Source organism: Luteimonas sp. A501 (assembly GCF_054052085.1).
This window is the reverse complement of the sequence record NZ_JBSVRI010000001.1, coordinates 783,804-802,462: the sequence shown is the minus strand read 5'-3', so window position 1 is coordinate 802,462 and position 18,659 is coordinate 783,804. Positions and strand designations below refer to the sequence as shown.

The following is an 18,659-nucleotide window of genomic DNA, read 5'->3' as shown; positions in this document are numbered from 1 at the left end:
CGTCGGCGCCGCCACGCAGGCCATGGCGATTCATCAGCCGGTACAGCGTGACCCGCGAGATGCCGAGCCGTCGCCGCTGCTGTTGTCTTCGGTATTGCTGGCGTTGTTGTCGCCGGGTCCGGCTTCGGTCTGGTCCTGTGCCCATGCCTGTGCGGACAGGCCGATGCCAAGCAGCACCGCTGCTGCCAACATGCTCTTGTGGATGCGCATTGTCGTTCTCCTGGGGGGATGTCGCGCCAGCGCACAAGGGGGGGAGGTACAGCACGCCGGTGCGACCCTGCCTTACGCAGGTTTGGTGCCAATCCACAGAGGATTACGCAAGCAATTGATAAGGCTGCAACGTGCCGCGGCGTGCCACGCCCGGAAGCGCGCGACCAGGTGCGCTGGACCTGCGACGGACAGGGGCCGACGCCTGCGGAAGACGCAGGTGCCCGATGTTTCATTCCTGAGAATCGCGCCCCGGTGTCCGTCCGGCGCCTGGCCCTCGACCTCAGCGCGCGTTGGCGGCGCGCACCTCGAAATCGGCACCGATGCTGCGGCCGTCGGCGAGGGTGAATTCGACGCGTGCCGAGCCACCGGCCTGCAACGGCGCCACCGGACGCATCAGCATCAGGTGCAGGCCGCCCGGCTGCAGTACCGCTTCGCCGTCCGCGGCCACGGGCAAGCGAGGCACTTCGCGCATCCTGCTGACGCCATCGACAACCCGGGTTTCATGCAGCTCGACGCTTGCGAACGCGTCGCTGTGCGCGCTGACGATTTCGACGTCGGTCGCGCACGGATTCTCGATACGGGCGAAGCCCGCCATCATCGGCATCGGCATCGGCGGCGAACGCAGCCAGCCTTCGACCACGCGCGGGGTGCAGGCGTCGGGATCGACGGTGGCTTCGGAATCAGAGCCAACAGGGCCGGACGCGAAAGCGCCTGCGGTGGCTGCACACAGCAGCATGGCGGGAACGAGAGTGCGAAGGAGGCTGGTCATGCACCTATCATAGCCATCCACTCCGGCGCGGATCCGACGACGCATGACAGCATTCATCGAAACCATCGACCATGGCGCGATCACCGAACTCAGGCTCGCGCGCGCGCCGGTCAATGCGCTCAACCCCGAACTCTGCCGGGCACTGGCGGCAGCCGTGTCCGCGGCCGTCGATGCCGGCGCGCAGGGCCTGGTGCTGTCGGGCGGCGAGAAGGTCTTCTCTGCCGGGCTCGACGTGCCCCACCTCATGTCGCTGCAGTCGCGCGAAGCGCTGGGCGCGGCCTGGACCGGCTTCCTCGACGCCGCGCGCACGCTGGCGGCATCACCGGTGCCCGTGGCCGCGGCGATCACCGGCCACTCGCCCGCTGGCGGCTGCGTGCTCGCCCTGTGCTGCGACTACCGGGTGATGGCCGAAGGGCCGTTCCGCATCGGCCTCAACGAGACCCAGGTCGGCCTGGTCGCGCCCGATGGCATCCAGCACCTGATGCGCCGCGTGATCGGTCCCCATCGCGCCGAGCGCATGCTTGTGGGTGGCGAGCTGGTCGAAAGCGCGCGCGCGCTCGAGATCGGGCTCGTCGACGAGCTCGCCACTCCAGGCGAGGTGGTTGCACGCGCCCGCGCCTGGCTGGAAGGGCTGCTGGCGCTGCCGCGCCGACCGGTGCTGCACACCCGCGCGATCGCCCGCGCCGACCTGCTCGCCGCGCTGGCGCCGGAGCGCATCGACATCGACACCTTCGTCGACGCCTGGAACGATCCTGACACCCAGGCCGGACTGCGCGCGCTGGTGGCACGGCTGGGCAAGTAACGCGGCACAGCAATACGACGGCGCATCTGCCACGCGCAGGCTGCGCGCATGGGAAGCGGCGCGACTCAGTGGTCGCCGGTGGCGACAGGACGCGCCGGGTCCTCGATCCACCCGCTCCACGAACCGGTGTAGAGCCCGGCGCCGTCGAGCCCCGCATGCGCCATCGCCAGCAGGTGATGGCAAGCGGTCACGCCGGAGCCGCACATCGCCACCACCCGCGCAGGGGCGTCGTTGCCGAGCAGCGCGCTGAACTCTTGGGCCAACACGTCGCGTGGCTTGAAGCGGCCGTCATCCAGGTTGAGCGCGTAGGGCCTCGACGTCGCGCCTGGCACGTGCCCGGCGCGCGCGTCGATGGGCTCGACCTCGCCGCGGAAGCGCTCGCCGCCGCGCGCGTCCAGCAGCCGGCCACCGGCGGCAAGGTGGGCTTCCACCCGCTGGCCATCGAACAGCCGCGCACGGTCGAAGGCCACCGGGTACGGCGCGGCCGGCGGCACGTCCGGAATGGCTGTATCCAGCGGCAGGTCTTTCGCGCGCCAGGCGGCGAGGCCACCATCGAGCACCGCCACGCGGGCGTGCCCTGCCAGGCGCAGCAGGCACCAGGCGCGCGCGGCGAAGGCACCGTCCGCGGCGTCATAGGCGACGACCTGGTGGGCGGGGGTAATGCCGAGGGCGGCAAGCGTGCGGCCGAACTCCGCGGCACCGGGCCAGGGGTGGCGACCGGCGCCCGGCACGTGCGACCCGGACAGGTCGCGGTCCAGGTGTACGTAGAGCGCACCCGGCAGGTGGCCATCGCGCCACGCCGCCCCGCCGGCCGCGGGATCGCCGAGCGAGAAACGGGCGTCCAGCAGCACCAGCATCGGGTCGCCAAGGCATGCAGCAAGCTCGGCGGGCGATACCAGGGTGCTCCAACCGGGCGTTGCGTTCATGGCAGGCCTCCAACGGCCAGCAGGCGCTGGCGCAGGTTGTACAGGATCGATGCCGTGGCGCCCCAGACGCGCTGGCCCGGTGCAGCATCGTGGCGATGGTATTCAAGCACGTGGCGCTCGCGCCCAAGGTAGTTGATCACGATACGGTCGAGGTTCTCGGGGGCCATCAGCCACGCCAGCGGCAGGCTGAAGACCTCGGCCACCTCACCCGGCCGCGGACGCGGCTCGAAACCGGCGGGCACCCGCGCCACCACCGGCAGCACCCGGAAGCCGGAGACGGTCGCCAGCGGATCCAGGTAGCCGAGCACGCGCGCATCGGCGGCCCGCAGGCCGATTTCCTCCTCCGCTTCGCGCAATGCGGCGGCGAGCGGACCGGCATCACCCGGATCCACCCGCCCGCCGGGAAAGCTCACCTGCCCGCCGTGCTGGCGCAGGCCATCGTGGCGCCGGGTCAGGATGACGCTGGTCTCGCCTTCGCCGACCAGCGGCACCAGCACCGCGGCATCAGCCAGCGCGGCATGCGCCGGCAGCAGATCGCTCAGTTCGTCGAGGTTCCAGGCCGGGCCGACGGGTACCGCGTTCAGCGGACCCAGCGCAGCCTGCAGCGCGGCGTCGGCGGGCACGCCGGCCATCAGCCGCGGCGTGCCTCACGCTCCGGCAACACCGATTCCATGAGGTGCTCGCGCTGCGCGTCGTCCATCGCCAGCCAGCCCGCGATCTCGTCGCCGGTCCGCAGGCAGCCGTCGCAGAAGCCGTTCGGATCAAGGGTACATACGCCGGTGCAGGGGCTCTGCACTGCGCGGAAGGCGGTGTTCATCCCGGTATCCGGATTGCTGCGCGGGCCCCGGACACGAACGCGCCGGCACGGGGCCGGCGCGTCCTTGGAGCAGCAGCGTGCGCAGCGGAGGCCGCGCAGCTGGACAAGGGGCGCCGTCGGCGCCCCGCGGTCACTTGACGCTGACCAGCTTGACGTCGAACACCACCGCCTGGTTGGCCATGCGGCCGGCGCGGATGTCATTGCCATAGGCCTTGTCGCCCGGCAGCACCACTTCCCAGCGCGAGCCGGCCGGCATCTGCAGCAGCGCCTCGCGCAGGCCGTCCAGCGGCACCTGGCTGACCTTGAGCTCGACCGGACCCGGGGTCTGGCCCTGCGGCACCTGGTTGGTGTCGATCAGTACGGTGCCGTCAGGCAGCGAGCCCTTGTACGTCAGCGCGACATCGCTGGCCTGCGTCGGCTTGGCGCCGTTGCCGGTCTCGATCACGCGGTACTGGACGCCGCTGGCCAGGGTCTTCACGCCTGCCTTGGCCTTGTTCTGGGCAAGGAAGCTGTCGCTCGCCGCCTTGTTGGCGTCGGAAACCTTCTTGAACTCGGCTTCCATCTTCGCCTGCTGCCGCTTCTGCATGTTCTCGACCGCAGTGCGGAGCTGGTCGACGGCGACCACGGGATCCTTCTTGCCGTAGGCATCCTGCAGCGCCTTGACGACGGTGTTGACGTCGATGGCTTCGCCCCGCTCGGTCAGCTCCGCGAGCTCCGCGCCCGTGTTGTAACCGATCGCATAGCTGAGCTTTCCCTTCTCAGAGGTGGTGTCCTGGGCTGCGGCGGTGCCGGCAACCAGGGTTGTGGCCGCAAGGGCGATAGCGAGCAGGCGCAACTTCATTCGTGGGACTCTCCGGAATTGCCGATTGGTTGGGTCCAAGATGCGGCGGGGCGGCCTGGCCGCCCCGTCTGGACACGTTAGGATACCGGCCCCAGTGCTTAACCGCCACTGACACCACCCATTCCGACCCTGCCCGGCGGCGGAAGTTCCGCCCGGCCCGACACCGAGGATTCCATGTCCGAACTCATCCTGGCCGCCGACCATGGCGCCGTCCGCGTGCTCACCGTCAACCGCCCCGACAAGCTGAATGCGTTGAACCGGGGCACGCTCGAGGCCCTGCAGCTTGCTTTCGATGCCGCCGCGGCCGACGACCGCGTCCGCGCCGTGGTGCTCACCGGCAGCGGTGGCAAGGCCTTCGTTGCCGGCGCGGACATCGCCGAGATGTCGGCACTGAGCGCCGTGCAGGCGCGCGACTTCTCGCTGGTCGGCCAGCGCCTGATGCGGCGGATGGAGCGCATGCCCAAGCCGGTGGTGGCGATGGTCAACGGATTCGCCCTGGGCGGCGGGCTCGAGTTGGCGATGTGCTGCCACCTGCGCATCGCCGCCGACACCGCGAAGCTCGGCCTTCCCGAGGTCACCCTGGGCCTGCTGCCGGGCTTCGGCGGCAGCCAGCGCCTGCTGCGCCTGTCCGGCCGCGCGGCGGCGCTCGAGCTCACCCTGCTCGGCGCGCCGGTGGATGCGGCCCGCGCCCTGCAGCTGGGCATCGTCAACCGCGTGGTGCCGGCGGCGGAGCTGGAAGCCGAAACCATGGCGCTGGCCGCGAAGCTTGCCGGCAACGCGCCGCTGGCGATGCGCGGCATCCTCGATGCGATCCATGTCGGCGGCGAGTGCGCGATCGACGACGGGCTGGAGTACGAGAGCGCGCAGTTTGGCCTCGCCTTCTCCACCGACGACGCGCGCGAAGGCATGGCCGCGTTCCTCGAGCGCCGCAAGCCGGCGTTCAACGGCCGCTGAGCGGACGCATGTCGAGCGGAGGAGATGGCGGCATGGGCGCGGGTGCACTGGATGCCGCTCAGGCACGACGCATTCTCGACCTGCTGCGCGACGACGATCTCGACGCAGCGATCGAGGCAGGGCTGGCGCGCTTCAAGCCGCTGTCCGGACTCGACGCCGAAGGCAACCACGTGCTGTCGGCCGCGCGCGACCGGCTGCTCGCGGCGTGGGCGGCGCGCGAGCGCTATCGCGCCCGAGATGCACGCCTTGATCGCATCGCCAATGAGCGCTTGCGCGCCCGCGGGGGGCTGCCGGCAGGCAATCCTCCAAACGAGGCAGCCTCGGGCGAAGCAGCTGCCGGCGGTGCAGCGCACGGCATGAGCATCGACACGGGCGCTGGCACCGACACTGGCGTTGGCACACTCTCGGCGCCCTCCCGCCCCACCCTGCCCGCGGCCGCAGCCGCGGCGCTGGCACGCGCCAGGGCGCGCGCATCGGGTCACCAGCCTTGAGCGCCTTTCCCGAGCGGCGCGGCCGGATCATGCCCAACGCCGACGTGCGCGAGATGTTCGCGCGCCTGTCCGCGCTGAACCCGAAGCCGGTCACCGAGCTCGAGTACGCCTCGCCCTATGAACTGCTGGTGGCGGTGGCCCTGTCGGCCCAGTCCACGGACGTCGGCGTCAACAAGGCCACCCGGCGCCTGTTCCCGGTCGCCAACACGCCCGCCGCCATCGCAGCGCTCGGCGAGGACGGACTGAAGCGCTACATCAGCACCATCGGCCTGTACAACGCCAAGGCCGCCAACGTGGTCGCGATGGCGAAGCTCCTGATCGAACGCCACGGCGGCGAAGTGCCGCGTACGCGCGCGGAGCTCGAGGCCCTGCCGGGCGTGGGCCGCAAGACCGCCAACGTGGTGCTCAACACCGCCTTCGGCGAGCCGGTGATGGCGGTCGACACGCATATCTTCCGCGTCTCCAACCGCACCGGCCTGGCCCACGGCGGCAACGTCCGCGCGGTGGAGGACCGGCTGGTGAAGCGGGTACCGGCGGACTACCTGCTCGACGCCCACCACTGGCTGATCCTGCACGGGCGCTATGTGTGCAAGGCCCGGCGCCCGGAGTGCGGGCCCTGCGTCATCCGCGATCTGTGCACGTATCCCGACAAGACGCCTGCCGGCAAGGCGCCTGGCGACGCGGCGCATGCCGGCGGGGCGACCGCCTGAGCGACGGCCGCCGGCGCCCGGCTCAGCGTGCCGCCGTCCAGGACACGGTGACGTTGGGCTGCAGCGGCAGCACGCTCTTGCTCGAGAAGCGCTGGGCATCGGGTCCGGTCCAGCTGCATGCCGATGGCGACGACCAGGGGCCGAGGTAACACACCGGCCACAGCAGCGTGGACGCCACCGCCTCGCCGCCGACCTGCTCGCTCGAGAACCGCCACTGGCGCGACGCTTCCGCCGCGGCATCGGCCATCGCCCGCGACACGGTGCCGGTGGCCGCGTGCACGCCTGCATCCTTCACCGAGCCGTCGGCGGCGACTTCCAGGCGCAGCACCACCATGCCCTCGTGGCCGGCGAGCTGGTCGCGCATCGGGTAGTCGGGCGGGGTCATCGCCGCCAGCGCCGGACCGGTGGTGGCAGACACCACTTCGTGGCCACCGCCGGCCGCCTCGTCGACCACCACGCGGAGGAAGGTGCGCGAGGCGCCGGCGGCCGCGCCGGAGTTGAACACCCAGTCGCGGATCTCCGCGGCCAGGGCGGAGGTGGTGGGCCCGGGCGCGCTGCCGTGCGGCTCAAGGCTCGCGATGCGGCCGTCGGCGTCGAGTTCGAGCGCGTAGGTGTAGACCTGCTGGGTCGACTGCGGCGCGGTCTCGGCCGCGGCGGCGGCGAACGGAAGGGCCACGGAGAGGAGAAGGGGGATCGCGATCCGCTGCATGTCGGTGCTCCTGCGCACGAAGCGCCTGTAGGTGATGCAGTGATCACACTACGCGCGGCGCTGCGTTGGGTTACACCTCGATGACAAAGCATCTTTCAATTGATGAGCGGTGCAAATACTCCGACATGCGGTCAGTCAGGTGTGCGGCCCGACTCGCAGCCACTTGGTCGCCACCCACTTTTCGCCCTCGATCACCGGTGCGCCGCCATGCAGGCTGCCGGTCATCGGATGCGGTCGATCGTAGGCGAAGAACACCGCGTTGCCCTTGACTGCCGCGACTTCAAAGCGGGCGTCGGGAAAGGTGGTCGCACCACCGCAGTCGGGCGTATTGAGGTACATGACGATCGACGCCACGCGCTGGCCGCCACGCGACAGCGCCACGTGTGCGCCGGGGCGGTCGGGATCGAAGTAGTCGTAGTGCGGCCTGTACTGCGCGCCCGGGCCGTAGCGCAGCAGCTGCAGGCCTTCGCCGTTCTCCAGCGGCCAATCGACCAGGGCCGCCAGGCGGCGTTCGACGCGCGCGCAGAGCGCATTCTCGCCACGGCTGAAGAACGTGCCTTCGCTGCTCCGCGCCTCGTGCGACTCGTCGGCGCCGGTGTCCGGGTTGAACACCGCCGAGGGTCGCAGGCGTTGTCGCCCCATCTCCACCAGGGCGTCGCACTCCGCATCCGACAGCACGCTGCCGAACACCACCACGCGCGGATGCAGCATGTTCGCCAGCACCCGCACGCGCCGGTCCCCGGCATCGATCACCGACGGTCCATTCATAACGATCGGTGCCGGCACCTTTTCCGGCGGCGGCAGGTCGTTCGCAAGCGCATGGGCGTCGAGGTGTCCGCGCATCGCATCCTCGAGCGCGGCGACGGCATCGTCCTCCGCCCAGCCGCGCGCGACCATCGAGACCACCACGTCCTCTGGCGACGCGCCCGACTGCACCTGCTCAAGCAGCCACTGCAGCAGTGCGTGATCGATCACCGGTGTGTCCATGGTCATGCCCGTGAGGAATCGCCCGAGTGAAGCAGACACCGGACACATGACCGCGCGATGACAGCCGTCTTCCGGATGTCACGCGATTGCCATGCATGCCAACTCGCCGCCGTGCGACTTCTCCCTGAAAGAAAGCTGTAACGGCACGCATCTAGCCTTCATTTCCGATTCATCCGGAACGCAGCGGACGCCGCCCAACGAGGGCGAGCAACGGCCGCGGTTCCATCGCTGCGTTCGCAGTCCATTCCTCCCGGAGACCCAACCGATGTCCATGCGCCATAGTTCCAAGGCCCTCCTCATGACCTTTGGCGCGGTGCTCGCGCTCAGTGCCTGCGGTGGCGGCGCCGACCGCGTCGCGTCGCCCGGCGAAGGCGCATTCCCACCGCCGCCGACCACCCCGCCGCCTCCGCCGCCGACCACTCCCCCGCCGCCTCCGCCGCCGCCGACCAGTGGCCCCGCCGAGAACTGCCCGGAAGGCTTCAGGAACATCGGCACCATCGCCGACTTCCGCGCCTGCGAGCTGCCCGAGCGCATCATCGGCGAACTCACGGTCCCGAAGGCAGCCGGCACCGTCTACGCCATCAATGGCGCCGTCCACGTCGGCGAGGACATGGGTGGCGACCCCGCCGCGCCGAAAGCGGGTGCGCGCGAAGGCATCCTCAACATCGAGCCGGGCGTGACCGTGTATGCCTCCGCCGGCCCGGATGCCCTGGTCGTCAACCGCGGTTCAAAGATCTATGCACTCGGCACCGCCGAGGAGCCGATCATCCTGACCGCGAAGATCGACGTCGAAGGCAATGCCGACGCCGAAACCGATGGCCGCTGGGGCGGCCTGGTGCTCGCCGGCCGCGCGCCGGTCAACACCTGCATCGGCGATTTCGAGCCGGGCAGCGCAGCTTGCGAGACCAGGATCGAGGGCGGTGACCTTGGTATGTACGGCGGCAACGCGGCCACCGACAACTCCGGCACCGTGCAGTACATGCAGATCCGCTACTCCGGCTTCGCGTTCTCCGGTGGCAACGAACTGCAGGGTCTCACCATGGGCGGCGTCGGCAGCGGCACCACGGTCGAGTACGTCCAGGTGCACAACAGCTCCGATGACGGCATCGAGATCTTCGGCGGCTCGGTCAACGCCCGCCGCATCGTGGTCACCGGCGCCAGCGACGACAGCCTCGACATCGACTCTGGCTGGAACGGCGGCGTGCAGTTCGGCGTCGTGGTCCAGCGCGACAGCACCGGCGACAACCTCAATGAGTGGTCGGGTACCAACAGCAGCAATCCCATCCCGCTCACCGCCGGGCAGTACTCGAACCCGCAGGTCGCGAACTTCACCTACGTCGGCCGTGCCGGTGGCAGCAGCGGCAACGGCTCCGGCTTCACCGTCAACCTCGGCAGCCGCGCGGAGATCTACAACACCGTGGTCACCCGCAAGGCCGGCGGCACCGGCAAGGGCCTGACCTGCCTGAGCATCGAGCAGGTGCCGGAGCGTGGCAGCAGCGCGATCCTCGAGTCGGTGTTCTTCGCTTGCCCGGAAAACTTCAACAACGCCGACGCGGAAGCCGCCTTCGCTGCGGGCACGAACACCGTTGCCGGCAACTCGACCCTGACCGGCGTGTTCGTCAACGGTGCCAACGAAAGCGCGGTCCCGGCGGTCGCGAACCTTCCGGGCAAGCACAGCTTCTTCGAGCAGGTCGACTACATCGGCGGCGTGAGGGACGCGAACGACACCTGGTGGCAGGGCTGGACCTGCGGCCTGACGGCCGGTTCGTCCTGCTGACCGGCGCACCTGCCGCAACAGAAAAAAGGGGCGGCCACGATGGCCGCCCCTCCCTACGTCCGGCACCACCGCATCCGCACAGTCCAAGGTCCCACTATGAAGCGCACACCGTCACGCAGCGGCCTGTCCGTCGCGATCACCACACTCATCGCATGCCAGGGCGCGTGGGCCCAGCAGCCTGAAGCGCCCGGCGGCCACGCCGCGGTGCCTTCGCAGGCCACGATCGTGCAGGCCACGATCGCGCAGTCGGGCGCCGTGGCCGCGCAGCCGGCGCCGGACCAGGCGGTCCAGCTCGACGCCGTCGAAGTACGTGGCGAATACATCCCCGAGCCGATGCTGCAGACCGCCGAGGTCGCGTCGTTCGTCCAGCGCGAGGACTTCGAGCGCACCGGCGACGCCGACGCGGCCGCCGCCCTGCAGCGCGTGTCCGGCGTGAGCATCGTCGGCGAGAAGTTCGTCTACGTCCGCGGCCTTGGCGAGCGCTATTCGTCGGCGCTGCTCAACGGCTCGCCGCTGCCCAGCCCGGAGCCCATGCAGCGCGTGGTGCCCCTGGACCTGTTCCCGGCCGAAGTGCTGCAGGGCATGACCGTGCAGAAGACCTATTCGGTCCGCTATCCCGGCGAGTTCGGCGGCGGCGTGATCGACCTGCAGTCGCTCAACATCCCCGACGAGCCTTTCTTCAAGCTCAGCGTGGGCGGTGGCTTCAACGACAACACCACCATGGAGAAGGGCCTGACCTATTACGGCGGCGGCGGCGACGACTTCTGGGGCTACGACGACGGCACCCGCAAGATGCCGCGCGCGCTCCAGGACGCCATCGGCACCGGCAAGCGGGTCGACCGCAACAACTTCAGCAACCAGGAACTCGCGACGATCGGCCGCAGCCTCGAGAACGCCAGCGTCAACGTGCTGCAGGAAAACGACAGCATCGACCCGGACGTCAATTTCGGCTTCAGCGCCGGCTGGTCCGCCGACATGGGCGACGACGCCCGCATCGGCTTCGTCGCCGTGGCTGGCTTCGAGAACGAGTGGCGCACCATCTTCGGCGACCAGGAGCAGGGCGTATTCCTCGGCCCTGACCTGGAAACGCTTGCCTACGGCAACGACTACGAGTTCCTTTCCACCCGCAACAACGCCCGCGTCAACGCGCTGCTCGGCGCCGGCTACGAGTGGGGGAACAACAGGATCGATCTCACGACCCTGTACGTGCACGACACGCTCAAGGAAGCCCGCAGCCGCGGCGGCATGGACTACATCAGCAACTACGGCTACCGCAGGGACGACACCCGCTGGTTCGAGCGCGGGATGGTCAACAACCAGATCAGCGGCTCGCACGAGTTCGGCGAGTACGGCGACCTCAAGGTCGAGTGGCGCGCCGCCCGGGCCCAGGCGACCCGTGACGTGCCCTACGAGAAGATGATCGGCTTCCGCGACGAAGGCGACGGCTACTGGGCCTACTCGGTCGGCAACCAGGAAAACTACACCCGCTTCAGCAAGGTCGAGGACGAGGTCGCCAGCGGCGGCGTCGACGTCACCTGGCGCCTGCCAATCGAGCGTGACGTCACGCTGAGCGGCGGTGCCTCGTACATGGACAACGACCGCAACGCCTGGTCGCGGGAGTTCAGGTACTTCGCGGGAGACGGCCCCGGCAACGGCGCCACCCTGCCCCACTACTTCCCGTACCAGCGCCCCGATTACCTGTTCTCCGACTACAACCTGAGCCAGGGCTGGTTGCGGTTGGAGGAGACCACCGGCCTAGCCGGCCAGGCCGCTTACGACGCCACGCTCAAAGTGCTCGGCACCTACCTGCAGGTCGACGGCGAGATCACCCCCAAGCTGCGCGGCACCCTCGGCGTCCGCTACGAGGACGCCACCCAGGCGGTGCATCCGTACAACATCTACACCGGTGCACGCGCCGAGGCCGTGGCGCCGCTCAAAAACGACTACATCCTGCCCGCGCTCACCCTGACCTGGAACGTCGCGGAGAACCGGCAGGTCCGCTTCGGTGCCTCGCAGACCATCGCCCGGCCCCAATTCCGCGAGCTCTCGCCACAGCTGTACACCGATCCCGACAAGGATCGCCAGCTCTACGGCAATCCCTATCTGGTCGACAGCGAACTGACCAACCTCGACGTCCGCTACGAGTGGTTCTTCGGCTCGGGCGAATACTTCACCGCCGGCCTGTTCCACAAGCAGATCGACAAGCCGATCGAATCGATCATGTTCACCGGCGGCGGTGACGAGCTGTGGCAGACCTTCGTCAACGCGCCCGAGGCCACGGTGTATGGCGCCGAGCTGGAGTTCAAGAAGTACTTCGACCCCGGCATCGCCGCGGAATGGTGGGACGGCAATCGCCTGTATCTGGCCACCAATTACACCTGGACGGACTCCGAGGTGAACGCAGGCGCGAACGACACGGTCGCCCTGGACGGCGGCAGCGGCACCACGCAGCCCGCACGCAGCCTGATCCTTGACGGCAGCCGGATGCAGGGCCAGTCGGAGCACATCGCCAACCTGCAGTTCGGCATCGAGAACACCGCGAGGGACCTGCAGGCCACGCTGATCGCCAACTACGTCAGCGAGCGCATCTCGGCCCGCGGCAACAACCTGCGCCAGGACGTCATGGAAGACCCGGGCCTGACCCTGGACCTCGTCCTGCGCAAGACCATGCGCTTTGGTGAAACGCCGGTGACCCTGGGCTTCGCGGCGCGCAACATCCTCGACACCGAGTACGACGAGTACATCGAGGGCGGCGGCGGCCAGAAGATCCACGTTTTGCGCTACGACCCGGGCGTGTCGTACTCGTTCAGCATCTCGACCGAGTTCTGACGAACCCTCTTCCCCCGTCTGCGGGAGTGTCCGGACGTGAGAGCCCTCTTCCTCCGCCCGCGGGGGAAGAGGCGCGACGGGCAAATGGGGGCAACGTGCGGGAGTGTCCCGTCAAGGCACTCCCCGCAAAACGACACGAATGTGTCAGTTGCAACAAGCCTGTCACGAAAGCTTCGCATCCTGTCGCGAGGGCGCAGCATCCTGCGCCACGACGCCCTTGCCCGTGCCCGCACTCCATTCCCTTCCCGACTTTCGCACCGCCCTTGACAGCTTCCGCAGGCCCGATGGCCTGCGGCGGGCGGTCGAGGTCGCCATCGTCGTGCTGCTGGCCTTCCAGGCGGCGCGCCTGGCCTGGCTGCTGCTGCCGCCCGCCCCGCCGGGCGCGCCCGCGATCGACGCTGCGACGGTCATCCGCGAGCAGCCCGGGCGCCTGGCCATCGATGCCTTCTACCCCGACCACAGCGCGGGCATCGCCGCCAGCGCCGACGCCTCCGGCCTGCGCCTGTTCGCGGTCCGCCCCGCCTCCGCCGGCGGCAGCGCCATCATCGCCATGCGCGAAGGCCCGCAGCGCTCGTACAGCACCGGCGAAGCCGTGGCACCTGGCGTGGCTTTGGCCGAGGTGCAAGCCGACCACGTGGTACTCGACAGCGGCGGGCGTCGCAGCGAACTCCGCTTCACGAAGCCCGACGCACGCCCCACGCCAGCCCGTCCGACAGCGGCGCATGCAGCCCCGCCACTCGCGCATACAGCACCAACATCCGCACCGGCCGCGGACACGGCCGACCCGGCGATCGACCCGGCGCAGTTGCTCGCCCAGATGGGCCTTCGCCCGGACGAAACCGATGGCCGGATCACCGGCTACACCGTGATCCCGCGCGGCGACGGCGCCGTGCTGCGCCAGGCGGGACTGCAGGCAGGCGACGTCCTGCTGTCGGTGAACAACGAGGCACTGGACGCCGAACGCTACGCCGAGCTCGCCAACAGCCTCTCCGGCGCGTCCTCGATCTCCCTCACCTACCGGCGCGACGGCCAGATCCGCAGCGCGACCCTGCAGGCCAAGACACCGTGAAGCAGCGACTCCTCGCTATCGCACTCGCCCTCGCGCTGGTCGCGCACCCGGCGCCCTTCGCCTTCGCCCAGGACACCGCGGGCGTGAGCGCGCAGGACGCCGATATCCGCGCCTTCATCCAGGACGTCGCACGCGCCACCGGCACCACCTTCATCATCGATCCCGCAGTGCAGGGCAGCGTCAACATCACCCGCGACGTGGCCATGGACGAGGCCGAGCTGCTGGGCGTGCTGCTCGCGGTGCTGCGCGCCAACGGCCTGGTGGCGGTGAGCGCGGGGCCGGGCGCCTACCGCGTGGTGCCCGACACTGACGCGGCGCAGCTGCCCGGCGGCGGCAGCGGTGGCTCGGCGTTCACCACCCAGGTGTTGCCGCTTTCAACCGTTGACGCCCGCATCGCCGCCGAAACGCTCAAGCCGTTGATCGGCCGCGGCGGCGTGGTGGTGCCGACGCCGCAGGGCAATGCGCTGCTGATCGCCGACTACGCCGACAACATCCGCCGCATCCGCGGCCTGGTGGCGCAGATCGACAGCGACACCGCCGGCATCGACACCGTGACCCTGCGCAACAGCTCGGCGCGCGAAGTGGCGGCGACGGTCAACCAGCTGTTCGGCGGCGGCGAAGGCCGAGGCGGCCAACTCTCGATCCAGCCGGTGGAAGGCAGCAACTCGATCGTGGTCCGCGGCGCGCCGACCGCGGTGCAGCGCGTGGTGCAGACCATCCTCGAACTCGACCGCCGCGCCGAGCGCACCGGCGGCGTGCGCGTGGTGCGCCTGCAGCATGCCAGCGCCGAGCAGCTGCTGCCGGTGCTGCAGCAGCTGGTCGGGCAGACGCCCGACGGCGAGGAGTCGGCAACGGGCAGCGCGGCGAGCGCCACGGGGGTCGCCACCGATGCGAACGCCGCACAGCTGATCACCGCCGTGCCCGGCAAACGCCCAACCATCGTCCGCTACCCCGGCTCCAACTCGCTGATCATCAACGCCGATCCGGAGACCCAGCGCCTGCTGGTCGACGTGATCACCCAGCTCGACACCCGCCGAGAGCAGGTGCTGGTGGAGGCGATCGTGGTCGAAATTTCCGATAACGCCGCAAAGCGCCTCGGCGCACAGTTGCTGATCGCGGGCAAGGAAGGCAGCAACATCCCCTTCCTCGCCACCCAGCACCCAGGTGCCAATCCCGGGATCATGCCGCTGGCCGCCGGCTGGTACGCGGAGCAGCGCCGCGGCGATGACGACGATGACGACAACGGCGTGCTCGACCTCGCCCGCCAGGCCGCGGTGCAGTCGCTCCTGGGCATCAACGGCGCGCTCGGCGGCATCGCCGGCAGCAACGACAACGCCACCTTCGGCCTGATCATCGACGCGGTGAACAGCGACACGGCGTCGAACCTGCTGTCGACGCCGTCGATCCTCACTCTCGACAACGAAGAGGCGCGGATCCTTGTCGGCCAGGAAGTGCCGATCACCACCGGCGAGGTGCTGGGCGACTCCAACAGCAACCCGTTCCGGACCACCGCGCGCCAGGATGTCGGCATCCAGCTCGAGGTCACGCCGCAGATCAACGCCGGCGGCGGCATCACGCTCACCCTGCGCCAGGAGGTGTCCTCGATCGCCGGGCCGGTGAGCGATGACTTCGCCGAACTGGTGCTCAACAAGCGCGAGGTCGAGACGCGGGTGCTGGTGGACGACGGCGAGATCGTCGCGCTTGGCGGCCTGCTCGACCAGAGCGACCGCAACACCGTGTCCAAGGTGCCGCTGCTGGGCGACATTCCGATCGTCGGCCACCTGTTCCGCCACAGGTCGCGCTCGCGCGACAAGACCAACCTGATGGTCTTCATCCGCCCGACCATCGTGCGCAGCACGGCGGACGCGCAGGCGATGAGTGCCGGGCGCTGGGACTACATGCGCAGCCAGCTGCCGGTGATGGGCGAGCGCGATAACGCGCTGGACGAGCTGGTGCGCGAATACCTGCGTACTGCGCCGCCGATGATGCCGGCGCCTGCCGCGACGCCCGGTGCCACGGCGACGCCCCTGCCGGCATCCGGCGACGACGACGCCACCGGCGACCACGCGCGATGAGCGAAGCGCTACCTGCCTTCGCCTACGGCTTCGCCAAGCATCACGGCGTGGTGCTGCTCGGCATGGGCGAATCGGGCGCGCATGCACGCGTCGGCCTGCGCGAGGACGCCGATCCCGCCGCGCTGCTGGAAGCGCGGCGCAGCCTCGGGGTCGAGCTTGAGGTCGAAGTCCTGCCGCGCAGCGCCTTCGACCGCCGGCTGTCGGAGCTCTACGCCGACGCCGCGCTGGCCGGCGGCGGCGAGTTCGAGCTTCCCGGCAACCTCGACGCCCTGGCCGGCGACATCCCCGCCACCGCCGACCTGCTCGACGCGCAGGACGATGCCCCGGTGATCCGCCTGATCAACGGCCTGATCGCCGAGGCCGCGCGCATCGGCGCCTCCGACGTCCACATCGAATCCTTCGAATCCGCGCTGGTGGTGCGCATGCGCGTGGACGGCGTGATGCGTGAAGCGCTGCGCCTGCCGGCGCGTATCGCGCCGCTGCTGGTGTCGCGCGTCAAGGTCATGGCGCGCCTGGACATCGCCGAAAAGCGCTTGCCGCAGGACGGCCGCATCGGCCTGGCCATGGGCAGCAAGGCGCTGGACGTGCGCGTGTCCACTTTGCCGGCGCGCGGCGGCGAACGCGTGGTGATGCGCATCCTCGACAAAGACCAGGACACGCTCACGCTCGACGGCCTGGGCCTGGAACCGCCGGTTCGCGCAGCGCTGGAACGCGCCCTGCGCGTGCCCAACGGCATCCTCCTGGTCACCGGTCCCACCGGCGCTGGCAAGACCACCACCCTGTACGCGGCGCTGGCCGCGCTCAACGACGGCCGCCGCAACATCCTCACCGTCGAGGACCCGGTGGAATACGCCGTCGACGGCGTCGGCCAGACCCAGGTCAACGCGCGGGTCGGCATGACGTTTGCCGCCGGCCTGCGCGCGATCCTGCGCCAGGATCCGGACGTGGTGATGGTCGGCGAAGTTCGCGACCCGGAGACCGCGCAGATCGCGGTGCAGGCCAGCCTGACCGGCCACCTGGTGCTGTCGACGGTGCACACCAACGACGCGCCCGGCGCGGTCACGCGCCTGCGCGACATGGGCATCGAATCCTTCCTGCTGGCGTCGAGCCTGCGCCTGGTACTGGCGCAGCGCCTGCTGCGGCGGCTGTGCGCGGCCTGCCGCCAGCCGATGGTCGACGACCCGGCCGCGATCCGTCTGCTCGGTCCTTCGGCGGCCGGCGCCACGCTCTACCGCGCCACCGGCTGCGCGCAGTGCAGCCACACCGGCTATGCCGGGCGCCTGGGCATCCACGAAGCGCTCGAGATCGATGAACCCATGCGCCAGCTGATCGGCTCCGGTGCCGACGAGGACGCGCTGGCGGCACAGGCCTTCGCCACCGCCGGCCGCCTTGGCGACGCCGCGCGCAACGCCGTGCTGCGCGGCGACACCACGCTCGAGGAAGCCATGCGCGTCACCCGCCAGGAGCTGCAGGACCATGGCGGCGTTTGAGTACTCCGCGCTCGACGTGCAGGGCCGCAACCGCGAGGGCGTGCTCGACGCCGGCAACGCGTCCGAAGCGCGGCGCCTGCTTGAAGGCCGGCGCCTGCTGCCGGTGCGGGTCGAACCCGCCACCGAGCGCGCGGAGAAGACGGCGCGCCTTGGCGGCCGCTTCAGCGCCAAGGACCTGACCCTCCTCACCCGCCAGCTCGCCACCCTGGTGGCGGTGGCACCGCTGGAAGAAGCGCTGCGCACGATCGGCAGCCAGTCCGAACGCGCGCCGGTGCGGCGCGTGGTGATGGCCACCCACGCGCGCGTGGTCGAAGGTTTCCGCCTGTCCGATGCGATGGCGCGCGAAGGCCGCGCCTTTCCGCCGCTGTATCGCGCCATGGTCGCCGCCGGCGAAGGCACCGGTGCCCTGCCCGCCATCCTGGAACGCCTGGCCGACCTGCACGAACGCGACCAGCAGGTGCGCAGCAAGCTGGTCTCGGCCCTGGTCTATCCGGCGGCGCTGGCGGTGACCGCGGTGCTGGTGGTGATCGCATTGATGGTCTTCGTGGTGCCCAAGGTGGTCGAGCAGTTCGAGTCGATGGGCCGCGAGCTGCCTCTGCTCACGCGCATCGTGATCGGCATCTCCGACCTGCTTTCGACGTGGTGGCTGCCGATGCTGGTGTTGCTGGCGGCCACCGGGTTCGCCGCGGTGCGGCTGCTGCGCAGGCCCGTTGTCCGCCGCCGCTTCGACGCCGCCCTGCTGCGCCTGCCCCTGCTCGGCCGCATCCTGCGCGACGTCCACGCCGCGCGCATGGCGCGGACGCTGGCCACCATGTCCGAAAGCGGCCTGCCGCTGATCGAAGGCCTGGCGATCACCGCGCGCACGGTCGGCAACACCGTGCTGCGCGAAGCCACGGAATCGATGGTCGAGGTCATCCGCGAAGGCGGCAGCCTGTCGCACGCGATGAAGCGCGCCGCGGTGTTCCCGCCGACCCTGCTGTACATGGCCACCAGCGGCGAGGATAGCGGGCGGCTCGCAGCGATGCTCGACCGCGCCGCCGACTACCTGGAACGCGAGTTCAACACCTTCACCACGGCGGCGATGAGCCTGCTCGAACCCCTGATCATCATCGTGCTCGGCGCGGCGGTGGCGGTGATCGTGCTCGCCATCCTGCTGCCGATCCTGCAATTCAACGCCCTCGTGGCGGGCTGACGGAGGACCAC

Annotated in this window: 16 protein-coding genes and 1 pseudogene; 10 read left to right on the top strand and 7 right to left on the bottom strand. The window is 70.0% G+C overall.

The annotated features are described in order from the left end of the window. Positions 1-33: 33 nt before the first annotated feature. Both ACW7G5_RS03665 and ACW7G5_RS03660 read right to left on the bottom strand, forming a co-directional pair. Positions 34-210, bottom strand: a complete 177-nt coding sequence (locus tag ACW7G5_RS03665; RefSeq protein WP_457001912.1) for a hypothetical protein — start codon at positions 208-210, stop codon at positions 34-36. A 280-nt stretch (positions 211-490) separates the two neighbouring features. Continuing rightward, the gene (locus tag ACW7G5_RS03660) at positions 491-979 is read right to left on the bottom strand and encodes a copper chaperone PCu(A)C (protein ID WP_457001910.1); all 489 of its coding nucleotides are present in this window, start codon (positions 977-979) and stop codon (positions 491-493) included. Positions 980-1,022: 43 nt separating this feature from the next. On the opposite strand from ACW7G5_RS03660, the gene ACW7G5_RS03655 reads away from it, so the two are divergent. Continuing rightward, a complete protein-coding gene (locus tag ACW7G5_RS03655; protein ID WP_457001908.1) occupies positions 1,023-1,781 on the top strand; it encodes an enoyl-CoA hydratase/isomerase family protein in 759 nt (252 codons plus the stop codon). A gap of 65 nt (positions 1,782-1,846) precedes the next feature. On the opposite strand, the gene ACW7G5_RS03650 is transcribed toward ACW7G5_RS03655, so the two are convergent. The 3 genes and pseudogenes from ACW7G5_RS03650 to ACW7G5_RS03640 form a co-directional block, all read right to left on the bottom strand. Beyond that, on the bottom strand, positions 1,847-2,707 hold the full coding sequence (locus ACW7G5_RS03650) for a sulfurtransferase (RefSeq protein ID WP_457001906.1): 861 nt from the start codon (positions 2,705-2,707) through the stop codon (positions 1,847-1,849). Then, positions 2,704-3,524 (bottom strand): annotated as a pseudogene (locus tag ACW7G5_RS03645) (NUDIX hydrolase). Before ACW7G5_RS03645 ends, ACW7G5_RS03650 begins: the two are co-directional and overlap by 4 nt. 130 nt (positions 3,525-3,654) lie before the next feature. Beyond that, positions 3,655-4,365 (bottom strand): FKBP-type peptidyl-prolyl cis-trans isomerase N-terminal domain-containing protein, encoded by a 711-nt coding sequence (locus ACW7G5_RS03640; RefSeq protein WP_457001905.1) that lies wholly within the window; start codon positions 4,363-4,365, stop codon positions 3,655-3,657. A gap of 174 nt (positions 4,366-4,539) precedes the next feature. Between ACW7G5_RS03640 and ACW7G5_RS03635 the strand changes: the two genes are divergently transcribed. From ACW7G5_RS03635 to nth, 3 genes are read left to right on the top strand one after another with little or no spacing between them, the layout of a single operon-like run. Further along, entirely contained in the window at positions 4,540-5,319 is a 780-nt protein-coding gene (locus tag ACW7G5_RS03635; RefSeq protein ID WP_457001903.1) for an enoyl-CoA hydratase-related protein, read from the top strand. A 32-nt stretch (positions 5,320-5,351) separates the two neighbouring features. After that, a complete protein-coding gene (locus ACW7G5_RS03630) occupies positions 5,352-5,810 on the top strand; it encodes a hypothetical protein (RefSeq protein ID WP_457001901.1) in 459 nt (152 codons plus the stop codon). A gap of 29 nt (positions 5,811-5,839) precedes the next feature. After that, on the top strand, positions 5,840-6,520 hold the full coding sequence (gene nth / locus ACW7G5_RS03625; protein WP_457002855.1) for an endonuclease III: 681 nt from the start codon (positions 5,840-5,842) through the stop codon (positions 6,518-6,520). Positions 6,521-6,542: 22 nt separating this feature from the next. On the opposite strand, the gene ACW7G5_RS03620 is transcribed toward nth, so the two are convergent. Further along, complete coding sequence (locus ACW7G5_RS03620) at positions 6,543-7,229, bottom strand: TonB family protein (protein ID WP_457001899.1); 687 nt, start codon at positions 7,227-7,229, stop codon at positions 6,543-6,545. 135 nt (positions 7,230-7,364) lie between these two features. Further along, positions 7,365-8,216 (bottom strand): 2OG-Fe(II) oxygenase, encoded by an 852-nt coding sequence (locus ACW7G5_RS03615; protein ID WP_457002853.1) that lies wholly within the window; start codon positions 8,214-8,216, stop codon positions 7,365-7,367. A gap of 265 nt (positions 8,217-8,481) precedes the next feature. Here ACW7G5_RS03615 and ACW7G5_RS03610 point away from each other — a divergent pair, with 265 nt between their 5' ends. The 6 genes from ACW7G5_RS03610 to gspF all read left to right on the top strand — a co-directional run bounded on the left by ACW7G5_RS03610 (position 8,482) and on the right by gspF (position 18,648). Then, a complete protein-coding gene (locus tag ACW7G5_RS03610) occupies positions 8,482-9,993 on the top strand; it encodes a hypothetical protein (protein ID WP_457001897.1) in 1,512 nt (503 codons plus the stop codon). 96 nt (positions 9,994-10,089) lie between these two features. After that, positions 10,090-12,822 (top strand): TonB-dependent receptor domain-containing protein, encoded by a 2,733-nt coding sequence (locus tag ACW7G5_RS03605; RefSeq protein ID WP_457001895.1) that lies wholly within the window; start codon positions 10,090-10,092, stop codon positions 12,820-12,822. A gap of 223 nt (positions 12,823-13,045) precedes the next feature. Then, positions 13,046-13,891 carry a type II secretion system protein N gene (locus ACW7G5_RS03600; protein WP_457001893.1) on the top strand — a complete coding sequence of 282 codons (846 nt, stop codon included), beginning with the start codon at positions 13,046-13,048 and terminating at the stop codon, positions 13,889-13,891. Next, on the top strand, positions 13,888-15,966 hold the full coding sequence (gene gspD, locus ACW7G5_RS03595; RefSeq protein ID WP_457001891.1) for a type II secretion system secretin GspD: 2,079 nt from the start codon (positions 13,888-13,890) through the stop codon (positions 15,964-15,966). The genes ACW7G5_RS03600 and gspD overlap by 4 nt, the downstream gene beginning before the upstream one ends. Then, positions 15,927-17,456, top strand: coding sequence for a type II secretion system ATPase GspE (gene gspE / locus ACW7G5_RS03590; protein ID WP_457002851.1), 1,530 nt, complete (start codon positions 15,927-15,929; stop codon positions 17,454-17,456). The genes gspD and gspE overlap by 40 nt, the downstream gene beginning before the upstream one ends. Next, positions 17,443-18,648, top strand: a complete 1,206-nt coding sequence (gspF, locus tag ACW7G5_RS03585) for a type II secretion system inner membrane protein GspF (protein ID WP_457001889.1) — start codon at positions 17,443-17,445, stop codon at positions 18,646-18,648. Before gspE ends, gspF begins: the two co-directional genes overlap by 14 nt. Positions 18,649-18,659: the final 11 nt, after the last annotated feature.

Bases quoted from the DNA above. Each gene is read 5' to 3' on its own strand.
- ACW7G5_RS03660 (WP_457001910.1), bottom strand. From the start codon at position 979: ATGACCAGCCTCCTTCGCACTCTCGTTCCCGCCATGCTGCTGTGTGCA.
- ACW7G5_RS03605 (WP_457001895.1), top strand. From the start codon at position 10,090: ATGAAGCGCACACCGTCACGCAGCGGCCTGTCCGTCGCGATCACCACA.
- gspF (WP_457001889.1), top strand. From the start codon at position 17,443: ATGGCGGCGTTTGAGTACTCCGCGCTCGACGTGCAGGGCCGCAACCGC.
- ACW7G5_RS03610 (WP_457001897.1), top strand. From the start codon at position 8,482: ATGTCCATGCGCCATAGTTCCAAGGCCCTCCTCATGACCTTTGGCGCG.
- nth (WP_457002855.1), top strand. From the start codon at position 5,840: ATGCCCAACGCCGACGTGCGCGAGATGTTCGCGCGCCTGTCCGCGCTG.
- ACW7G5_RS03640 (WP_457001905.1), bottom strand. From the start codon at position 4,365: ATGAAGTTGCGCCTGCTCGCTATCGCCCTTGCGGCCACAACCCTGGTT.
- ACW7G5_RS03615 (WP_457002853.1), bottom strand. From the start codon at position 8,216: ATGGACACACCGGTGATCGATCACGCACTGCTGCAGTGGCTGCTTGAG.
- ACW7G5_RS03620 (WP_457001899.1), bottom strand. From the start codon at position 7,229: ATGCAGCGGATCGCGATCCCCCTTCTCCTCTCCGTGGCCCTTCCGTTC.
- ACW7G5_RS03655 (WP_457001908.1), top strand. From the start codon at position 1,023: ATGACAGCATTCATCGAAACCATCGACCATGGCGCGATCACCGAACTC.
- ACW7G5_RS03630 (WP_457001901.1), top strand. From the start codon at position 5,352: ATGGGCGCGGGTGCACTGGATGCCGCTCAGGCACGACGCATTCTCGAC.
- ACW7G5_RS03665 (WP_457001912.1), bottom strand. From the start codon at position 210: ATGCGCATCCACAAGAGCATGTTGGCAGCAGCGGTGCTGCTTGGCATC.
- ACW7G5_RS03635 (WP_457001903.1), top strand. From the start codon at position 4,540: ATGTCCGAACTCATCCTGGCCGCCGACCATGGCGCCGTCCGCGTGCTC.
- ACW7G5_RS03650 (WP_457001906.1), bottom strand. From the start codon at position 2,707: ATGAACGCAACGCCCGGTTGGAGCACCCTGGTATCGCCCGCCGAGCTT.